The following is a 20,308-nucleotide window of genomic DNA, read 5'->3' on the forward strand; positions in this document are numbered from 1 at the left end:
GTTTCAATTAAAAATAAAAATCAGTAACCATCAATTAAGCAATTGTGGTACTGATTAATTTTATTGTTGAAATAATTATAATCAGTCAGCTAACCAATGATATAAATGTTGTAATACTTGCTCTGTTTTTTCAGCATGAACATTATGACCAGCGCCTTCTACAATATCAATTTGTGCATTGGGAAATTGATTAAATATAGCTGGATAATTTTCATCACTGATATAACTAGAATTACCACCACCAATAAATAACGTTGGTATGGCACTGGCTGAAATAGTTTGCCAATCACAAATATTGGCATACTGATTAATAATTACATCAGCATTAAATAGCCAACGCTCACGTTTAAAGGATTTAAGCAAAAATAAAATCGTTGGTTCATTCAATCCATGTTGTCGCATAACTTCAGCGATTTGCTTTCTATCAACTAATTGTTGATCAATGCATTGTGCCAATGCTTTTATGACCGGAGTATTAATTGTTTGAGTATATTTAACTGGCGCAATATCAATTGCACAAATGTTGCTAATCAGTTGCGGAATAAGTTGGCTTAATTGTAAAGCAACTTTGCCACCCATTGAATGACCAATTAAGATTAAGTTCTGTAATTGCAAACCATGGCATAGTTCCGCGATATCTTCCGCCATAGCTTGATAGTTCATGATATTTGACCATGGCGATTGGCCATGATTACGTAAATCAACTTGTATAGTTTGATAATTTGCAACAAGGTCTTTCGCTAACATGTTTAAGTTATCCAAACTACCAAATAGACCATGCATTAATAAAATCGGTTGTTTATTGCCTTGTAATTTATAATTTAATTTCATGTTTTAACTCTTTTTTATTGTAACTGACTTTAATAGCCAGTCATTGATGAACAATTCAATAACCCCTAAAAGCATAAGTATGATAGAATTTAGTCTAAATTTTTCAATTAATATTAAGCCATATGTTTCAAAATAACCCATTACTCGCCCAACTTAAACAAGAATTTGCAGAACAAAAACCTCATGTTGAAGGTATCGTCCGATCACACGAAAAAGGATTTGGTTTTTTAGATGTTGATAATAAAACAAATTATTTTATTCCTGTTGCCAAAATGAAGCAGCTTTGCCATGGAGATAAAGTATCGGGAACCATCATCAGCAATAATGATAAAGAGTCATTTGAACCTGAAACATTAATTGAAAGTAGCTTACAAAAATTTATTGGTAAAATAGGCTTTTTAGATCGCGCTATGGTGATTTATCCTGAAAATATGCCAACTAAGTTTGCTATACGTTGTCAAGTTAACGCCGTAGTTAAGCAAAAATTAACCGAAGGTGATTGGGTTGTCGCAACATTACAATCGCATCCATTGCAAAATGATAAACAACAATTTCTTGCTCAAGTAACACAATTTATCGCAAGTTCTGACTCAATTTACCAATTATGGTTGAAAACCTTAGCTCGTTATCAATTAGAGGATAATGCACCTCAAGCGGAATCATTCACCATTTCTGATACGGAACAACAAAATCGACAAGATTTAACCCATATATCATTTTTTACTATTGATAATGAAGATACCGAAGATATGGATGATGCGATTGCCATTTGCCAAGATGAAATGGGTAATTATAACTTAATGATAGCTATTGCCGATCCTACAGCTTATATTTTACCTGATAGCGAACTGGATAAAATTGCAAAAATTCGTCATTTTACAACTTATCTGCCCGATTTTAATATTCCAATGTTACCTAAACAGTTGGCTGATGATCTATGCTCATTAAAAGCCAATCAAAAACGCCCAGCTATGGTATGTAAAATTCACCTAGATAAAACGGGACAATTTACTGGTGACGATATCTATTTTACCTCTGCGTGGATTGAATCGAAAGCTAAGCTTTCTTATAACAACGTTTCTGATTTTCTTGAAAATCAAAGTGATTTAAATATCGCTAACACAGAGATTAAAAGCCAATTAAAATTGTTATCTGATCTAGCAAAAATTCGTATCAATTGGCGACAACAAAATGCATTGATTTTTAAAGCAAATAATGACTACCGATTTGTACTTGATGATAATCGCCAAGTACTAACAATCCTCAAAGAAGAACGTGGCATCGCTAATAATATCGTTGAAGAAATGATGATTATTGCTAATTTAGCTTTGACTTTATATTTAACAGAAAAAGTTGGTACCGGCGTTTTTAATACTCATTTCGGCTTTGATAGCAAATACATTGAACAAATTTTAAAAATATTAGTTGATAATGGCATTTCTGATTTTGATAAAGAGTCATTAACTTCATTTGAAGGATACATTAGATTACGCCGATTAATTGATAATAATGATTTTCTATCAACTAAGTTGCGTAAATTCCAAAGTCCTGCTGATTTTTCAATAACACCACAACCCCATTACGGTTTAGGATTTTTGGCTTATGCTACTTGGACATCACCAATTCGCAAATATGGTGATATGATAAACCATCGCTTACTTAAAGCTTCGCTTAAACAGCAACCATTGTCTGTGCCAACCAACGACCAATTAGAAAGTATGGCAGATCGTCGTAAAAAATTACGTTTAGCCGAACGTGATATTGCTGAAAACCTTTATAGCCAATACCTGTCCGATAAACAAGGACACAGATTTACTGCTGAAATAGTTGATATTAATCGAGGCGGTGCTCGTGTCCGATTAACAGAGATAGGTGCTTTCGCATTTTTACCGCTCTCCATGATTCATAATGCTCGCGATGAAATAACCTTAAACCTTGATGAGGGTTCAATTAAAATTAAAGATGAGCTAACACTTAAACTAGCTGATACATTATCAATAGTGATCCATCAGGTTAAAACTGAAAACAACTCAATTATTGTAAAAATTGGTGAAAATAAATAAAGATTATTTTTCATTTTAAACTTTTTCACAACGATTATTTAACCCTGATAATAGTCAGGGTTAATCTAAATAGAATTAATGATATTTTTAACATTTAACCTCTTTTTTTTATTAAAAAAATCTGTTATCTTTCAACGTTTAAAAAATAATAATTAGAGCAAGATAAATCGCAGTCTAGGGGAGGCACATGATATCAATTCACGGTCATGAAGTACTACAGATGATGGATGGAAACGATTATACTGAATCATCTTTACTTAACGCTATTCATGAAAAGTTTGGTACCGAAGCTAGATTTCATACCTGCTCTAACTCCGATATGACATCAGAGCAGCTTATTGCTTTTTTAAAAGCAAAAGGAAAATTTAAGCCAGCTCTAACCGATGATTCACAATTTACTGTCGATATAAAAAAAATGTGCCGACATTAGATAAAACCAACAAAATGATATTTAGTGCGTTTTTTATAAAATTAATGTAATCATCTAGTGTTTTTAAAAGAATAAGAGTATATAATTTTACGTTACGGCTTCACTCGAGAGTGTTAAGTTGCTCAACCTGAAATTTCAACTCAAGAATATGTTCATGGAATTTGATATATGAAAATAAGCAATATCCTTACATGTACCATTGTCTTTATTCTTGCCACAGGCTGTGTAAAAAACAATATGTCTAAAACAAAAAATAATGGCAAAAATATTGAAGTCGATCAGTTAACGATATTAAAACAAAAAACGGAACAAAATAACCCGTTTGTATTTAATGCCAAAAATCAATTACTTCAATTAGTTGGCGATAAACAATTTGACAGTTATATAATTAAACATGGTATTTTAAACTGTAAAGATGATAGCAATGAATCTTCCTGTGTGTTAGATTTTTATCTTAACGAATTTTATAAATTAAAATATGATCTTCAACTCAAAAAAGTGATTGAAAAAAATCAAGCCGAACATAAAATTGAGTTAAAGAAAATTAATCCAACTGACAATAATCTGAAAAACTACTGTCAGTGGTCAGCAGATTTTGTTGCCGCAGTCTATAGTAAAGATACAGTAAATATAACCAATCGCTACCAACCATTATTTAAAATGTCAGAACAAGATTTGGCTGCATTACAAACTAAAATTATCAAAGATAACTACTCTCATTTCTTAATTGATGAAAACCCGAGTATTCTTGAAGAAATGAAAACCGATTATCTTGAAAATTGTTTAAGTAGTCCTAAAGACAATATTATCAATTACATTAATATTTTTAGATAATACTTAAGTGAGTCTTTTTTATGTACAATTTATTACCTATTAGTCGATTGAGTAAAACACTAACTTGCAAGATATTATGCATAGCATCAATCTCTTGTTTGAGTTTTTCTTCATGGGCTTTTACTTTTAATGATGTGGTGGCACAAGCAGAAAAATTATCAAAAAAGTCTTATGTCCAACCATCTAAAAATATTCCTAGTGAGTTATCTTCACTGCAGTTTGCTGATTATCAAAAAATTTCTTTCAAACATGATAAAGCTTATTGGAATGATCGCAAAAGTCGTTTTAAGCTTGAGTTTTATCATGAAGGTATGTATTTCGACATGCCGGTTAAAATTAATGAAATTGTCAATAACCAAGTTAATGAAATTAAATACAATCCAGATTATTTTGATTTGAGTCAACTCCATTTAGAAAATTTAAATACCAAAAATCTTGGTTTTGCTGGTTTTAAAGTTCATTATCCAATCAATAAACCAACAAAAACCGATGATGAGATATTTACTGCGCTTGGTGGTAGTTACTTCCGTGCCGTTGGTAAAGATCAACGTTATGGCCTTTCTGCAAGGGGGCTTGCCATCGATACTGGTGAAATGTCAGGAGAGGAATTTCCACGATTTAAAGAATATTGGATTGAACGTCCAGAACCGAATCAAAAGCATTTAGTCATTTATGCATTACTCGACTCTAAAAGTGTGACAGGTGCTTATAAAATCACTTTAGTACCAAGTATTGATACCACTGTTACGGTAGAAGCTAAAGTATTTTTCCGTGATTCAGTTAAAAAATTAGGTATTGCGCCATTAACTAGTATGTTCTTATATGGCCCAAATCAACCTTCACCACTACTTAATTATCGTCCAGCAATGCATGACTCAAACGGGTTGTCTATTTTGGCCAATAATAATGAGTGGATCTGGCGCCCTTTAAATAATCCAAAACGTTTATCGTTTTCATCATATAGTTTAGAAAATCCGAAAGGCTTTGGCCTAATCCAACGTGATAAAGGTTTTGATGATTATCAAGATTTAGATGACCACTATGAATTACGGCCAAGTGTTTGGGTTGAAATATTAAATGATTGGCAAAAAGGACGAGTTGAACTTGTCGAAATTCCAACAGCAGATGAAACAAATGATAATATTGTTTCATTTTGGGTCCCGGAAAAACAATATAAAAGTGGTGATCAACTTACTTTTAAATATCGATTACACTACACATTAAACGAACAAAATCGCTATCCAGCTAACGTTGCTAGAGCAGAAAGTACTCGTTTATCATTAGGTGATATTAAACAAGCAAACTTAATTCGTAAACTTGATGGCTCTAATGCATATATTATTGATTTTACTGGACCTCAGTTATCAGATAAAAAGCCAGTTAAAGTTATTTCAAGTATTAATAATGGTTCAATTGTTAGTTGTGATACTCAATACAATTCAGTGACTAGAGGTTGGCGTGTTCTTATACGATTCAGCGTTGATGATAACAAAAAACCAACCGATCTGCGAGTTCAACTCGCTTCTCAAACAGGTGAAGTTTTGTCCGAAACATGGAGCGGACAATACCCTGCTCAATAATTATAGCTAATAATATGAAAAAAGATTACTTCGAGAATCTATCTGACGCCGAACAATGGCGTCAGAGTTCGGAAAAAAATAACTCACTTGCCAATAATGTCGATTTCTTAAAATATCGGTTAAATCAAGTTGGCAATACTAAACATTTTAATGAAGCAAGACAACAACAACCTAGTTATCCCAAAGTTGAACGTGTGCCAGTGCAACCACAAGTTTGGGATGAACGCTATACAGCTAAATCAAAACCACGTATAAATATTATCGCACTTATTCGTCGTCTAATTATGTTTGTGCTTATTGCAGTACAAACATACTATGGAACAGTTTACTTATCATCACTTTTGCCATATCAAAGCTGGCAAAAGATTAGTTTTATGGCTAATTGGGATATCAATCCAGAACTGGCTATCTATAGTATTATCCCTTATATCATACAGGGTTTCATTATTGGTCTCTTTGCTATTTTATTTTGTTGGATTTCAATCGGTTTTTGGACTAGCATCATGGGCCTTATTCTGGCGGTGATAAAAAAAGACCGTTTTACCATTGCCATTCCTAACGATCCTGCAGCCCATATTGATGTAAAACATCGCACAGCATTAGTCATGCCTATCTGTAATGAAGATGTTTCACGAGTATTCGCTGGACTTGAAGCCACCTATGAATCATTGGTTGAAACAGGACATGCTCAATGTTGTGATTTTTATATTCTTAGCGATACTAACGATCCTGATTTGTATGTTAATGAATTAAAGGCTTGGGCTGATTTTAATGCTAAAAAAGCTGATAATGGTTGTAATATTTTCTATCGTCATCGTAAACGACGTGTTAAACGTAAAAGCGGTAATATCGATGACTTTTGTCGTCGCTGGGGACATCAATATGAGTATATGATGATTCTTGATGCCGATAGTATTATGACTGGCGATTGTATCTTAAAAATGATTGCTATGATGGAAATGAATCCGACTGCTGGTATATTACAATCACCACCAAAATCAGTCAGAATGACAACTTTATACGGTCGTATTCAACAATTTGCTAATCAAATTTATAGCGATATTTTTTGTTCAGGTACTCACTTCTGGCAACTAAGTGAAGCTCAATATTGGGGGCACAATGCCATGATTCGCCTAAAACCATTTATCGAACACTGTATCTTATCGCCATTGCAAAAACATAAAGGCCCTATTCATATCTTATCGCATGATTTAGTTGAAGCAACTTTAATGCGTCGTGCTGGTTATGGAGTTTGGATTGCTTACGATATGAACGGTAGTTATGAAGAGTTGCCAGGTAATATGATTGAAGATCTCAAACGCGATAATCGTTGGTGTATGGGTAACTTGATCAATCTTCGCTTAATGTTCAAAAGTGGTATTACTTTAACCCACCGAATCATGTTTTTAACCAGTGGTATGGCTTACATTTCATCACTATTGTGGTTAGTATTTTTAATCTTCTCAACACTGTTATTATTGGTATTCAATATTTCTGAACCACAATATTTTTTCCAACCCAACCAATTTTATCCAACTTGGCCAAGGTGGGATGAACAATTAGCCATTCAATTACTTTCGACCACAATGGTATTACTGTTTGCACCTAAACTATTTAGCTACGCTATTATAATAGCCAGAACAGGGGCAAAAGATGTAGGTGGAATATTTAAACTGACATTATCCATTCTCATCGAAATGGTGTGGTCAATGATCCTTGCGCCAATCCGTATGATCTTCCATAGCAAATTTGTTGTTAAAGCATGGCTTGGAAGCAAGATTCAATGGAAGTCACCATCACGAAGTGATGACGCCTTAACTTGGGGAGAATCATTCTATTTTTGTTGGCCTTTATCGTTATTGGGGATTGTTTGGTTATGTGTGATTATTTGGTTAAATCCACAATTTACCTATTGGTATATCGCAATTTTAATTCCATTAACTATTTCACCGCTGGTAATTCGTGTTTCTGGTTTATCCAGCATTGGAATGAAAGCTAAAAAAGCCGGCTTATTTTTAACTCCTGAAGAAACCCACCCTTCACGAGCAGTAAAACTGACTGGTGATTATTTAGTCCGAACCGAAGCTGCTTTTGTGGAACATGGCTTTGTTATGGCGCTTGTTGATCCTATTTATAATGCTTTAGCTTGTGCATTATCGACTTCTCGTCATTTACCTAATGCAAAAAATCAGCAATTGCGTCAACAGTTGATTGAACATTATCAACACGTCGATTTAGAAAAAATCAGTAAAGAACAACAATTAGCGATTTTAGAAGATCCAATTATTCTTTCTACACTTCATTGTCACATCTGGCATCAGCAAGAAAAATACGACAATTTGTTCTCATTATGGCAAAATGAATGCCAGCAATAAGGAATAGGGCTTAATGCCCTATTTCTTCTTTTAGTAATTAATCAAAATTCATGGATATTTTTATGACTTGGCAACCTACTGCATCAATTAATAATTTACTTAAGCGCGCTAAAATCCTATCTCAAGTAAGACAGTTTTTCGCAGACCGCTGTATATTAGAAGTCGAAACACCAACCTTAAGCCAATATGCAGTAACAGATGTACATCTTAGTTCATTTCATACTCTGTTTTTACGACCTGGTGAAACTAATGAACAACAAGGGCAAAAAATGTCATTAATCACCAGCCCTGAATATCATATGAAGCGTTTATTAGCGGCTGGCAGTGGCCCTATTTATCAAATCTGTAAATGCTTTCGTAATCATGAAGAAGTGAGTCGCTATCATAATCCTGAATTTACCATGCTAGAGTGGTATCGTATCCAATTCGATATGATGCAAATGATTAACGAGGTCGATGATCTGTTACAAAACATTTTAGATTGCGAACCAGCCGAGCGTATCTCTTATCAAAAAGCATTTCAACGCCATCTAAATATTGACCCTTTAGAAGCTGATCAAGCAAGCCTAATTGATGCGATTAAAAAGCTTAATATCGAGCTCAATACTGATGATTATGATCGAGACACTTTATTACAATGCCTATTTAGTTTCGGCGTCGAACCTCATATTGGTCAAGAAAAACCTGTTGCAGTATATAATTTCCCTGCTTCTCAAGCAGCTTTAGCAGCGATCAGTAAGGAAGACCATCGAGTCGCCAGCCGTTTTGAGTTTTATTATAAAGGGGTAGAACTAGCTAATGGATTTAAAGAGTTAACCAATCCACAAGAACAAAAGATGCGTTTTGAACAAAATAATATCGATCGGGCAAATCTAAACTTACCACCACAAAATATTGATATTGAGTTAATTGCAGCTATGGAAGCGGGTTTACCTGATTGTGCTGGCGTTGCTGTAGGACTAGATCGCTTAATTATGCTAGCTCTTGATGCCATGAATTTAGATGATGTTATTTCATTCACTTTTACAAGGGCTTGATCATGTTTGGAAGTTTAGGCTTAAGTGAATGGACAGCGATAATAATTGCTATTATCGCTATAGTTTTATTAATAGCTGTATTAAAAGCACAATTTAGAGCCAATAATCTGCATGCCTTATTTGATTTACAACTGAATCAGAAAAAACAAGAAAATCAAGTTTTAAACAGTCAAATAATACAGTTGGAACAGGAGTTAAATCAATATCAACAGGAAAGTATCGCCCAAAATATCAAAATCAGCGAGTTGCAAACTCGTTTAGAAGAGACGATGAATGCAGCACAGCAACGGCAAACCATCCTTGAACAAAGTGAACAACGTTTAACAACTCAGTTCGAAAATTTGGCTAATCGAATTTTTGAGCAAAGTGGCAAAAAGATTGAGCAACAAAATAAACAAAGTTTAGATTTTCTACTTTCACCACTAAAACAACAATTAGAAGGCTTTCAAAAACAAGTGCAAGACAGCTTTGGACAAGAAGCCAAAGAGCGTCATACCCTCACCCATGAAATCCGCAATTTACAACAACTTAATGAATTAATGACGAAGGAAGCCATTAATTTAACCAATGCATTAAAAGGTAATAACAAAACTCAAGGTAACTGGGGAGAGTTCATTCTTAGTCAAATTTTGGATAACTCTGGACTACGCTTGGGACATGAGTATCACACTCAGGTTAATCTAACCAATGAAAATAATAAACGTTTACAACCAGATGTAATTGTCCATCTACCTCAAGGAGGTGATGTAGTCATTGATTCAAAAGTTACTTTAGTTGCCTATGAACGTTATTTTAACAGCGATGATGATGATATTAGAACTAAGGCTATTGCCGATCATCTAGCTTCAGTTCGTAATCATTTAAAACAACTTAGCCAAAAAGATTATCACAAATTAATTGGTATCAATTCATTAGATTATGTATTAATGTTTATTCCAGTTGAACCAGCTTTTTTGTCAGCAATTGATCAAGATCCGGCATTAATTAATGATGCTCTAAAAAACAATATTATGATTGTTAGTCCTACAACCTTATTGGTTGCATTAAGGACAATTCATAATTTGTGGCGATTTGAATACCAAAATCGTAATGCCGAACTTATTGCTGATAGAGCAAGTAAACTATATGATAAAGTTCGCGGTTTTATTGAGGATATGGAAAACCTAGGTAACTGTTTAGATAAAGCACAACAGACCTATCAAAATTCAATGAACAAACTATCTAAAGGACGAGGTAATGTTGTTGGTCAAATAGAACGATTCAGGGAATTAGGAGTTGAAGTAAAAAAACCGATCAATCCTGATATAGCCCAACTATCAGTTGATGAACTTGAACGTGAACAGAAAGATTATCCATCTTGCCACGATACTCAATAAAACTAATCGCAACTCATTGGCCAATGACGTTTTAATTAATATAATAATTTAACTTAAATATCTTAATTCACCATCAGAAAAAATACGTGTATACTCATTTAACACAGAGGGGGACGATATGGCAAAAAAACAAGATAAAGAAGCAAGTTTTGAAGAAACTATCAAACAACTTGAAGCAATTGTCACTCAACTTGAAAATGGTGATTTACCATTAGATGAAGCTTTAAATGAGTTTGAAAAAGGTATTAAATTAGCCCGTTCAGGTCAAAAACAACTTAATGAGGCTGAACAACGCATCCAAATTTTGTTATCTGAAAATAGTGATGCTCAATTATCTGAATTTTCAATTGATAATAATGAATAGCACAAAACCATTACAAGAACGTATTGATAATTATTTAACAACATATATTTCGCAATTTGCCCCTTCAAACTTGCAACAGGCGATGAGTTACAGTCTGCTTGCCGGAGGCAAACGAATCCGCCCTATTCTAGTTTATCTAACTGGGCAGATGTTTAATTGTCCTTTAGACAAACTTGATTCCATTGCTGCAGCTATCGAATCAATGCATACTTATTCTTTAATTCATGATGATCTACCTGCCATGGATAATGATAACCTCAGGCGGGGTAAACCTACTTGTCATATTCAATTTGGTCAAGCAGAAGCAATTCTTGCTGGCGATGCCTTACAATCGCTAGCTTTTAGCTTATTATGCGAGAATCAACATATTGATAACCAAAGTAAAATTAATATGATTAGCGAACTCGCTAACGCCAGTGGTCTTGTGGGTATGTGTTTAGGTCAATCACTTGATTTACAGGCTGAACAACAAAAGGTAACCCTTGAACATTTACAAAATATCCATAATTATAAAACCGGTGCTTTAATTCAAGCAGCAGTTAGGCTTGGTGCTTATGCTAGTGGTGAGGTAGCCAAACCCTATTATCAAATCTTAGATGACTATGCTCAAGCTATTGGGTTAGCATTTCAAATTCAAGACGACATCTTAGATATTATTGGTGAACAAGAACTAATGGGTAAACCACAAGGTTCAGATATTGCACTTGAAAAAAGTACTTATCCAGCATTAATTGGCTTACAAAATGCAATCGAAATGACTAACGCGTTATATCGGCAAGCTATCGATAGTCTGCGACAAATACCTTATAATAGTCAACCATTACAAGATCTTGCTGGTTTTATTATTAATCGAAATAGTTAACCTAATAACTAGATGATAAAAATGAATTTAGATAAATTTCCTTTATTAAAGCAAATCAATTTTCCCACGGATCTTAAACGTTATCCGCTATCGCAATTGCCAGCGATTTGTCAGGAATTACGACAATTTTTATTAGATAGTGTTAGTCAATCTAGTGGCCATTTAGCTTCAGGTTTAGGTGTAGTCGAATTAACCGTTGCTTTACATTATGTCTATCACACACCATTTGATAAAATTATATGGGATGTAGGGCATCAAGCTTATCCGCATAAAATCCTTACTGGTCGACGTGATCAGATGCTAACTATTCGCCAAAAAGACGGATTGCACCCTTTTCCTCATCGTCATGAAAGTGAATACGATGTGTTAACTACAGGCCATTCATCAACATCTATCAGTGCTGCGCTAGGTATTGCTATTGCTGAACAACAAAAGCAATCAGGGCAAAAAGTAGCAGCAATTATTGGTGATGGAGCATTAACCGCTGGTATGGCATTTGAAGCAATGAATCACGCTGGTCATATAAAACCTGATATGTTGGTCATTGTTAATGACAACGATATGTCGATTTCTGAAAACACCGGCGCGCTTAATCAGCATTTAGCACAGATTTTATCAAGTAAAGCTTATACCTCTTTTCGTGAAAGTGGTAAAAAAGTCCTTTCAAATATTCCGCCATTAAAAGAATTATTCAAAAAAACCGAAGAACATTTAAAAGGATTAGTGACTCCAGCCATTTTATTTGAAGAATTAGGCTTCAATTACATTGGTCCAGTAGATGGTCATGATGTCGAAACACTTGTAGCTACCTTGCAAAATGTGAGGCAGTTAAAAGGACCACAACTACTGCACATTATTACTCAAAAAGGTAAAGGCTATGGCCCTGCCGAGAAAAACCCGACTCTATGGCATGGTGTCCCCAAATTTAATCCCAATGAAGGGACTTTACCGATTTCAGAGAAAGTTGCACCAACCTATTCCAAAATATTTGGTGATTGGTTGTGTGAGATAGCCGAATATGATAAACGTTTAATGGCAATTACCCCTGCCATGAGCGAAGGTTCTGGTATGACTGAATTCGCAAAACGCTATCCTAATCAATTTTTCGATGTAGCCATTGCTGAACAACATGCGGTAACACTAGCTGCTGGCTTTGCTATCAGTGAATTAAAACCAGTAGTAGCCATATATTCCACTTTTTTGCAACGAGCGTATGATCAAGTTATCCATGATATTGCTATCCAAAATTTACCTGTCCTGTTTGCTATAGATAGGGCTGGCATTGTTGGTGCTGATGGTGAAACCCATCAAGGTGCTTTCGATTTAAGTTTTTTACGCTGTATTCCTAATCTTGTCATTATGACTCCGAGTGATGAAAACGAATGTCGACAAATGCTATATACAGGTTATTTACATAATGGCCCATCAGCAGTCCGTTATCCTCGTGGTGAAGGTAGTGGTGCTAGCTTACAACCATTAAACCCAATACCGTTAGGAAAATCGAAACTTTGTCGAGAAGGCGAAAATATTGCTTTACTCAATTTTGGCACATTATTACCTGAAGTTTTACAAGCAGCCAAGCAAATAAATGCTACAGTGATAGACATGCGTTTTGTGAAACCACTTGATGAAAAAGTCCTTTTGCACATTAGTCAAAGCCATAATATACTTGTCACCATCGAGGAAAATAGTATCAAAGGTGGGGCTGGAAGCGCCGTCAATGAATTTTTATTATTGAAAAAAACAAAATCTGATATTTTAAACATCGGATTGCCTGATGAGTTTATTCCACAAGGATCGCAACAAGAAATGCGAAATGAAGTAGGATTAAACGCAAAACATATAATCGAAAAAATTAATACATTTATAAAACAATAGGTTAAATATGGAAACTCAAGCTGTCACGGTTCAGATTTTTGGGCGAACGTTAAAGTTTAATTGCCCTGTCGAAGAAGTTGACGCACTTACAAATGCGGCTAAAGATTTAGATGCGCGCTTAACAAATTTACGGGAAAAATCATCACAAATTGGTAGTGATCAATTGATCATGACTGCTGCATTAAATATATCTTACGAATTAACGAAAGAGAAAGAAAAAAGCAATGAATTTGCTAATAGATTAAAAATGTTGCAGCAGTTACTTGATTCCGCTTTAAATACCAACAATTAGTTAGTTTAAACGTAAATAATCAACAAAGACTATTGTATGATTTTCTAAATTTTGTATTATATTAACTATCTCTGAGATGCTCGGGATAAGGGTTAGTCCCCTGAGCCGATATTCTTTAATTTAGAGTGGTGTGATTTTTAATTGGTGTGTATGCCTAATATATTTAGGAAACCTAAAAATTAAAACATGCTATTCACCTTGAACCTTGGGTTCAAGGGTTACGACCCTAACGACATCTTGGAGTGCTTCTTTATTCTCTTTTTCAATAGATAACTAATGAATATTCGGCAAGCGATACGTCAAAAAAGACGTGATTTATCTCCACAACAGCGCAATAATGCGCAACAAATTATTTATCAAAAAATTGAAAAACATCCAGCTTTAAATCAGGCTGAAAATATCGCTATTTTTTTGTCATTTGACGGCGAAGTTGATACTAAGCCGATTATTGAATATCTATGGCAACAAAACAAGTCAGTCTATTTACCAATTACCCATCCATTTTGTAAAAATCACCTACTCTTTTTAAAGTACACCACAAATACGCCACTCACAAAAAATCATTTTGGTATCTTTGAACCAAAACTTAATGTCAATAATGTCATTCCGTTTGCACAACTTGATATCGTCTTTACACCATTAGTTGCTTTTGATGAACGAGGTTATCGTATGGGAATGGGCGGTGGCTATTACGACCGAATGTTAGCTAATTACCAACAACAACAGATCTTACCCATTGGGCTCGCATTTGCCTGCCAAAAATTGGCCAAGATTGATAATCAACCTTGGGATATCAAATTGCCAGAAATAATTTATGCTTAAATAGGCATTATCATAAAATCAAACAAACTATAATTAATCAAATAACTGGTTATTTTAGCTTATTCGACTTTTTCAGAATGGCTACCATTAGCGGACGATGGCAATGATAAATCATGTCAGATTTTAACATCACTAATTCGGCTAACGGTACAGTCCAATCAGGTATTTCAGTAGTTTCCGGATGTTTTGGATCAATCGGATTATCTATGGTATAAAGCTGAGTATTAGCAAACAAATCTTGCTTTTTAACAATATCTACATCATCACTGTCGCTAAGCATTTTACAGTTATCTAATAATTCTTGGGCAAATTGTTCTGGCCACTCATCCGCAAAGTGCTTAAATTTATCAAAGCTTGCAATGTGCCTCAACATATCTCGAAACAATAATAAATAGACCATTTGAACATTTCGCCCAGATAAACTAGCAAGCTGTTCATCAGACAATTTATTATTGAAAACACTCGGTCCCCATTTAAAAAACAACGTATCTTTATACAAATTAATAATAGGTTTAGCTGCACTATATTTCGACTTAACTAAACTATCAATTTCACGAGATAATTGCATGGTAGGATAACCAACATTATTACGACCATTTAAGTCTCGTTGCGATAAAGACTGTGTTTTTGGGTTGGGTAAAAGTTTCTTCAAAAATCCTAACATGATATATCACTCAAACTATCTACTTTTTTGTCTAACAATTTCAAATAAGCAAACACCCGTCGCTACCGAAACATTAAGTGAAGAGACAATTCCTGCCATAGGTATACTGACTAACTCATCACAATGCTCTTTAGTTAATCGGCGCATACCTTCACCTTCAGCCCCCATGACTAAAGCCAGAGATAAGTTTTTTGAACTTTTATAAAAATTGGTTTGATAAAGTGTGCTACTTGCTTCACCGGCAGTACCTACTATCCAGACTTGATATTCATCTTGTAACATCCGCATAGTTCGAGCTAAATTGGTAACTCTAACTACCGGCACACTTTCTGCAGCGCCACAAGCAACTTTTTGCGCAGTAGAGTTAAGTGGTGCAGAGCGATCCTTTGGCACAATAATAAAATTGACACCAGCAGCATCAGCGGTACGAATGCAGGCACCTAAATTATGTGGGTCGGTCACACCGTCTAAAATTAAAATAACCGGATTAGGATGTTGTTCCATCAATAGTGGTATATCATTTTCCTGATAACCACGGCTTGGTTTAACCATCGCTAATATACCTTGATGAACACCATTATTTGATTTTTCATCTAAATATTGTCTATTGGTTACTTTCACGGCTAAACCTAACTGTTCTAATTCTTGAACAAGAGCAGTCAAGCGTTTATCCTCTCGACCTTTAGCGATAAAAACTTCAATAATTCTTTCTGGTGCACGCGTTAACAATGCTTCAATGGCGTGGATTCCGTATACTGTTTCACTCATCTATTAATTACTCTTTTTTCTCTTATTACTTGATGTTGATGTCGATGTCGATGTTGATTTAGATTTAGTCTTAGAAGCCGCTTTAGATTTGGTTTTAGCTTTTGCGCGCTTTTTACTTTTCACTTTAGCTTCTGCTTTATTTGCTACTTTGGCGTTCGCTTTTTTCTTTTTGCTATCTGTTGGACTTTTAGTTTTGCGTTTTACTGGTAAATCAGCATCAAAATTGATATCAGCTTTATTAGCTTTATCTTTTGCTGTCTTACCTTGACGTTGTGGCTTATTATTACTGCCAACTAAAGAAAAATCAATTTTACGCTCTTCTGGGTTAACATTATCGACTTTTACTTGAACTTTATCGCCTAAACGATAACTAAAGCGAGTATTCTCACCAATTAGACGGCTACGTGATGCATCATAAATATAATAATCATTTTCCAGTGACGAAACATGCACTAAACCATCAATAAACAGGTCATCTAACCGTACAAAGAAGCCGAAATTAACCACACTAGAGATAGTACCATTAAATACCTCACCAACATGATCTTGCATATAGTCACATTTTAGCCAATCAACGACATCACGCACGGCTTCATCCGCACGACGTTCAGTCATTGAGCAATGTTCACCAAAATAAAGCATTTCGCTAGTGGTATAACGGTGTCCACCAGTTTTACTGGTTTTATGTTGTTCATTCGCCAATACCCATTTAATGGCTCGATGCAATAATAAATCAGGATAACGACGAATTGGTGAAGTGAAATGGGCATATTCGTCAAGCGCTAGGCCAAAATGACCACGATTTTCGGGATCATAAATTGCTTGCTTCATTGAGCGTAAAATTACAGTCTGTAACATCTCACGATCGGGCCTTGCTTCAACATCACCCATTAATTTGGCAATGTCTTTAGGCGTTGGATTAGCACCACCGCCAAGTGATAAACCGAGTTCACTTAAAATACTGCGTAAATTATTCATGCGGTCTTCATCAGGTCTATCATGCACGCGGAATAGAGACGGAATCTCAGCATTAATGACCAATTTTGCCGCAGCAACATTGGCTAAAATCATACATTCTTCAATAATTTTATGTGCTTCATTACGCTGTACTAATTCAATACTCTCAATACGTTTATCTGCATTAAAAATAAATTTTGGCTCTTCTGACTCAAATCCAATTGCGCCACGAGTAACTCGAGAATTATCTAATACCTTATATAAGCCATAAAGATTTTCAAGATGAGGTACTAACTCTCGATAATGTTCACGTAATTCTTTATCTCCTTCTAAAATTTTGGCAACCTTAGTATAAGTTAAGCGAGCATGTGAATTCATTACAGCTTCATAAAATTGATAACCAGTTAAACGACCTTTATTTGACACCGTCATTTCACAGACTAAACACAAACGATCAACTTGTGGATTGAGAGAACAAAGGCCATTAGATAACACTTCTGGTAACATTGGTACCACTCGTGATGGAAAATAAACCGACGTACCCCGTAAGCAAGCCTCTTTATCTAAAGCTTTACCGTTACGAACATAATAACTCACATCAGCAATTGCTACCCATAACCGATAGCCGCCACCACGATTTTTTTGACAATAAACCGCATCATCAAAATCACGGGCATCTTCACCATCAATAGTAACTAACGGTAAATTTCGTAGATCTTTACGTCCTTTTTTAGCGCTTTCTGGCACTTGATCACTAAATTTGTTGACCTCTTTTTCAACTGCTTTAGGAAATTCGTAAGGGATTTCATGATTACGTAGCGCAATATCTATTGCTAAGTTGGTTCCCATAATCTCACCGAGAACTTCTTTAATAATACCTACTGCTTTTTGACGACGCTCAGGACGTTGTTGTAATTCAACAACCACAACTGACCCCATTCTTACGGTGCGATTTGGTTTACCCGCGATTAAAATATCAAAGTTTAATCGACTGTCATCGGGGACCACAAAACCAACACCTTGTTCAATAAAATATCGTCCAACAATTTGATTAGTTCTTGGTTCTAAAATACGCACTACTCGTGCTTCTGTTTTACCTCGATATTGGCTTCCAATTGGTTGTGCTAATATAACATCGCCCTGTAATACTTTTTTCATTTGTTCAGGTGATAAAAAGTAATCTTCCGGTTTTCCTTCTACCCTTAAAAAACCAAAGCCATCACGGTGGGCAATAACACTCCCCTTCACCATATCGAATTTTTCCGGTAAGGCATAACACTTACGACGTGTAAACACCACTTGGCCATCACGTTCCATCGCCCGCAATCTTCGATGTAATGCTTCTTTTTGTTCATCATTCTTAATTGATACTGCTTGAGCTATTTTATCTAAATTAGCTGGTTTTGCTTCTTGAGTTAAATAGTCCAAAATCAGCTCACGGCTGGCGATCGGCGAATCATATTTTTGCGCCTCACGATCATAAAATGGATCTTTTTTCATATAGAACGTCCTGCGATGGAATATTGAGTTTAGAATAACATAGAGTTGTTTAACTTAAAATCTACATCCTAACGATTATTAGCAATATACACATTATTTTAATTACACTATAATTATAAATTTATAATTTTCGAAAATTAAATAATTAACATTCTGATTAAAAATTATTAATTGTATGTTCACCTAATCGATCGGTTAATCATATGAAGTATATTATTGTTTTTATAGCCTTTATTGGGTTAAATAGCTGTTTATCAACAGCGATAGCGGCTAATAATCTAAACTCTATTAATCTGCAGCAACAAAATCAAGCATCAAATCCGTTCAGAAATAAAAGCAAAATATCTAATGCCACAATCGACAAGATTAAACCCTTAATTGAAAATTGGCTCGATTATTATCATTTAGATATAACAAATTTTTATACTGGAAATGAAAGTTCTTGGCTATTTGATAAAAATTATCACGGTATTCATAACCAAAGGTTTGAATCTGCTACTGATGATGTTTACATACCACAAATGTATGACTATTCACCAAGTAAACAAAAATATATTAGTTTTTTAAATGTTGATCATGATACCCAATCTGATAAATATATTTTTTACGGCAATGATGATTGCCAAGAAATCTATTTAATCGATCGTAAAAATAAAACCAAAAAGATCGTGCTTTGGTTTGGTACAACCCAATTTTTAGAAGCCATTTTTTGGCTAGATGAAGATCATTTTATTGCTGTTGGCTATCAAAAAGATGAGTTAAATGATAGGCATTTTATATATATATTGGGTCCCGATAATAAAATGACTGATTATTATTTTGACTCAAACTCAACAGAGCTGAAAACAGACTATTTTTATCAAAACTTAAACAAAAGAGGAGTGAAGAGAGATAATTGATTATTAATATTCATAATTTTTTTAACGCTGTTGTTATAACAATACTTAACTTTAGTAAAAGTTGATACTAACAAAAAAGGATAAAATGAGATTTTAGGCAAATACATAGTTTAATCTATCATTTCAAACCTAATCCTCCTAAGGTAGATAAACCTATCTCAATGACTCTCTCACTCAACGCCAACAATGATAGCAACCTTAGTTAGCTTTTTCGTTCACAAACGTAAATAAAGCAATATGACCCTTTATCATGAATGATCTTTGATGTTTTGATGATCAACGCTTAACTAGGGCAAGAGGTCAATAACAGTAAAATAAGTAATACCACTAAAAAGATCTACCGGCATAACCAATAGCAGTGAAATGATTTTAGCAAAGTGCTTAAAATTTACTAAAAAATAAACCAAAATGAAATAGTGAATCTTGATGATCTAAATTAAACGGCTTTAGTTATTGGTTGGATAAATTGGGTGATGAAAATTATAATGTATTTCGATATTTTTTAATTAACACAATGTGTTATTTTAATTTTTATTATATTTGATTGCTTTCTAACTGATTTTCTTCAGCAGATAAAATTCTAATAGTTCAAAAAATCGACGTAAAATATTTTCATGTATAAATTATTAACTTTTGTAAAATACCGACAAAATATCATTTAAAAGCAATTATCTAATAATGCTAACAAGCAAATTTTAAGTATTAAAATTGCTTGTTAACAATTGAGTTAGGTTGAATGTAACACATATTAACATTCTAAAATGCTTTTTTAATTT

The 20,308-nt window shown here is 34.4% G+C and carries 17 protein-coding genes and 1 other RNA gene; 14 read left to right on the forward strand and 4 right to left on the reverse strand.

Annotated elements, in window-relative coordinates; translation table 11 throughout:
* Nucleotides 1–81 precede the first annotated feature (81 nt).
* Nucleotides 82–831 (reverse strand): alpha/beta fold hydrolase, encoded by a 750-nt coding sequence (locus tag B6D18_RS06400; protein ID WP_086363685.1) that lies wholly within the window; start codon nt 829–831, stop codon nt 82–84.
* A 122-nt stretch (nt 832–953) separates the two neighbouring features.
* Between B6D18_RS06400 and B6D18_RS06405 the strand changes: the two genes are divergently transcribed.
* From B6D18_RS06405 to B6D18_RS06465, 13 genes are all read left to right on the forward strand, one after another.
* The gene (locus B6D18_RS06405) at nt 954–2,894 is read left to right on the forward strand and encodes an exoribonuclease II (RefSeq protein ID WP_086363686.1); all 1,941 of its coding nucleotides are present in this window, start codon (nt 954–956) and stop codon (nt 2,892–2,894) included.
* A gap of 187 nt (nt 2,895–3,081) precedes the next feature.
* On the forward strand, nt 3,082–3,324 hold the full coding sequence (locus tag B6D18_RS06410) for a YecH family metal-binding protein (RefSeq protein WP_086363687.1): 243 nt from the start codon (nt 3,082–3,084) through the stop codon (nt 3,322–3,324).
* A gap of 168 nt (nt 3,325–3,492) precedes the next feature.
* The gene (locus B6D18_RS06415; RefSeq protein WP_086363688.1) at nt 3,493–4,158 is read left to right on the forward strand and encodes a hypothetical protein; all 666 of its coding nucleotides are present in this window, start codon (nt 3,493–3,495) and stop codon (nt 4,156–4,158) included.
* Between the two features lie 20 nt (nt 4,159–4,178).
* Nucleotides 4,179–5,738: a glucan biosynthesis protein G gene (locus B6D18_RS06420; protein ID WP_086363689.1), complete on the forward strand. Its 1,560-nt coding sequence runs from the start codon at nt 4,179–4,181 to the stop codon at nt 5,736–5,738.
* Nucleotides 5,739–5,752: 14 nt separating this feature from the next.
* Complete coding sequence (gene mdoH, locus B6D18_RS06425) at nt 5,753–8,113, forward strand: glucans biosynthesis glucosyltransferase MdoH (protein WP_158092534.1); 2,361 nt, start codon at nt 5,753–5,755, stop codon at nt 8,111–8,113.
* 62 nt (nt 8,114–8,175) lie between these two features.
* Nucleotides 8,176–9,150 carry an elongation factor P--(R)-beta-lysine ligase gene (gene epmA, locus B6D18_RS06430; RefSeq protein WP_216818884.1) on the forward strand — a complete coding sequence of 325 codons (975 nt, stop codon included), beginning with the start codon at nt 8,176–8,178 and terminating at the stop codon, nt 9,148–9,150.
* Between the two features lie 2 nt (nt 9,151–9,152).
* A complete protein-coding gene (gene rmuC, locus B6D18_RS06435; RefSeq protein WP_086363692.1) occupies nt 9,153–10,526 on the forward strand; it encodes a DNA recombination protein RmuC in 1,374 nt (457 codons plus the stop codon).
* A 118-nt stretch (nt 10,527–10,644) separates the two neighbouring features.
* Nucleotides 10,645–10,890 (forward strand): exodeoxyribonuclease VII small subunit, encoded by a 246-nt coding sequence (gene xseB, locus B6D18_RS06440; RefSeq protein ID WP_065614071.1) that lies wholly within the window; start codon nt 10,645–10,647, stop codon nt 10,888–10,890.
* Nucleotides 10,883–11,752, forward strand: coding sequence for a (2E,6E)-farnesyl diphosphate synthase (ispA, locus tag B6D18_RS06445; protein ID WP_086363693.1), 870 nt, complete (start codon nt 10,883–10,885; stop codon nt 11,750–11,752). The genes xseB and ispA overlap by 8 nt, the downstream gene beginning before the upstream one ends.
* 15 nt (nt 11,753–11,767) lie before the next feature.
* Complete coding sequence (gene dxs / locus B6D18_RS06450) at nt 11,768–13,630, forward strand: 1-deoxy-D-xylulose-5-phosphate synthase (protein ID WP_371328879.1); 1,863 nt, start codon at nt 11,768–11,770, stop codon at nt 13,628–13,630.
* A gap of 7 nt (nt 13,631–13,637) precedes the next feature.
* Complete coding sequence (zapA, locus tag B6D18_RS06455) at nt 13,638–13,922, forward strand: cell division protein ZapA (RefSeq protein WP_086363695.1); 285 nt, start codon at nt 13,638–13,640, stop codon at nt 13,920–13,922.
* Between the two features lie 65 nt (nt 13,923–13,987).
* Nucleotides 13,988–14,170, forward strand: a non-coding RNA gene (gene ssrS, locus B6D18_RS06460) — 6S RNA.
* Nucleotides 14,171–14,198: 28 nt separating this feature from the next.
* Complete coding sequence (locus B6D18_RS06465; protein WP_086363696.1) at nt 14,199–14,744, forward strand: 5-formyltetrahydrofolate cyclo-ligase; 546 nt, start codon at nt 14,199–14,201, stop codon at nt 14,742–14,744.
* 49 nt (nt 14,745–14,793) lie between these two features.
* Here B6D18_RS06465 and B6D18_RS06470 read toward each other — a convergent pair whose 3' ends face one another.
* Genes B6D18_RS06470 through rnr form a run of 3 tightly spaced genes read right to left on the reverse strand, consistent with a single transcriptional unit; the run spans nt 14,794 to nt 18,633 of the window.
* Entirely contained in the window at nt 14,794–15,396 is a 603-nt protein-coding gene (locus B6D18_RS06470; protein WP_144063959.1) for a hypothetical protein, read from the reverse strand.
* Nucleotides 15,397–15,423: 27 nt separating this feature from the next.
* Nucleotides 15,424–16,176: a 23S rRNA (guanosine(2251)-2'-O)-methyltransferase RlmB gene (gene rlmB, locus B6D18_RS06475; RefSeq protein ID WP_086363698.1), complete on the reverse strand. Its 753-nt coding sequence runs from the start codon at nt 16,174–16,176 to the stop codon at nt 15,424–15,426.
* Between the two features lie 3 nt (nt 16,177–16,179).
* Nucleotides 16,180–18,633 carry a ribonuclease R gene (rnr, locus tag B6D18_RS06480; protein WP_086363699.1) on the reverse strand — a complete coding sequence of 818 codons (2,454 nt, stop codon included), beginning with the start codon at nt 18,631–18,633 and terminating at the stop codon, nt 16,180–16,182.
* Nucleotides 18,634–18,836: 203 nt separating this feature from the next.
* Between rnr and B6D18_RS06485 the strand changes: the two genes are divergently transcribed.
* Nucleotides 18,837–19,532 (forward strand): hypothetical protein, encoded by a 696-nt coding sequence (locus tag B6D18_RS06485; protein ID WP_086363700.1) that lies wholly within the window; start codon nt 18,837–18,839, stop codon nt 19,530–19,532.
* Nucleotides 19,533–20,308 lie beyond the last annotated feature (776 nt).

The organism is Gilliamella sp. A7 (assembly GCF_002142015.1).
Lineage (GTDB): Bacteria > Pseudomonadota > Gammaproteobacteria > Enterobacterales > Orbaceae > Gilliamella > Gilliamella apis_A.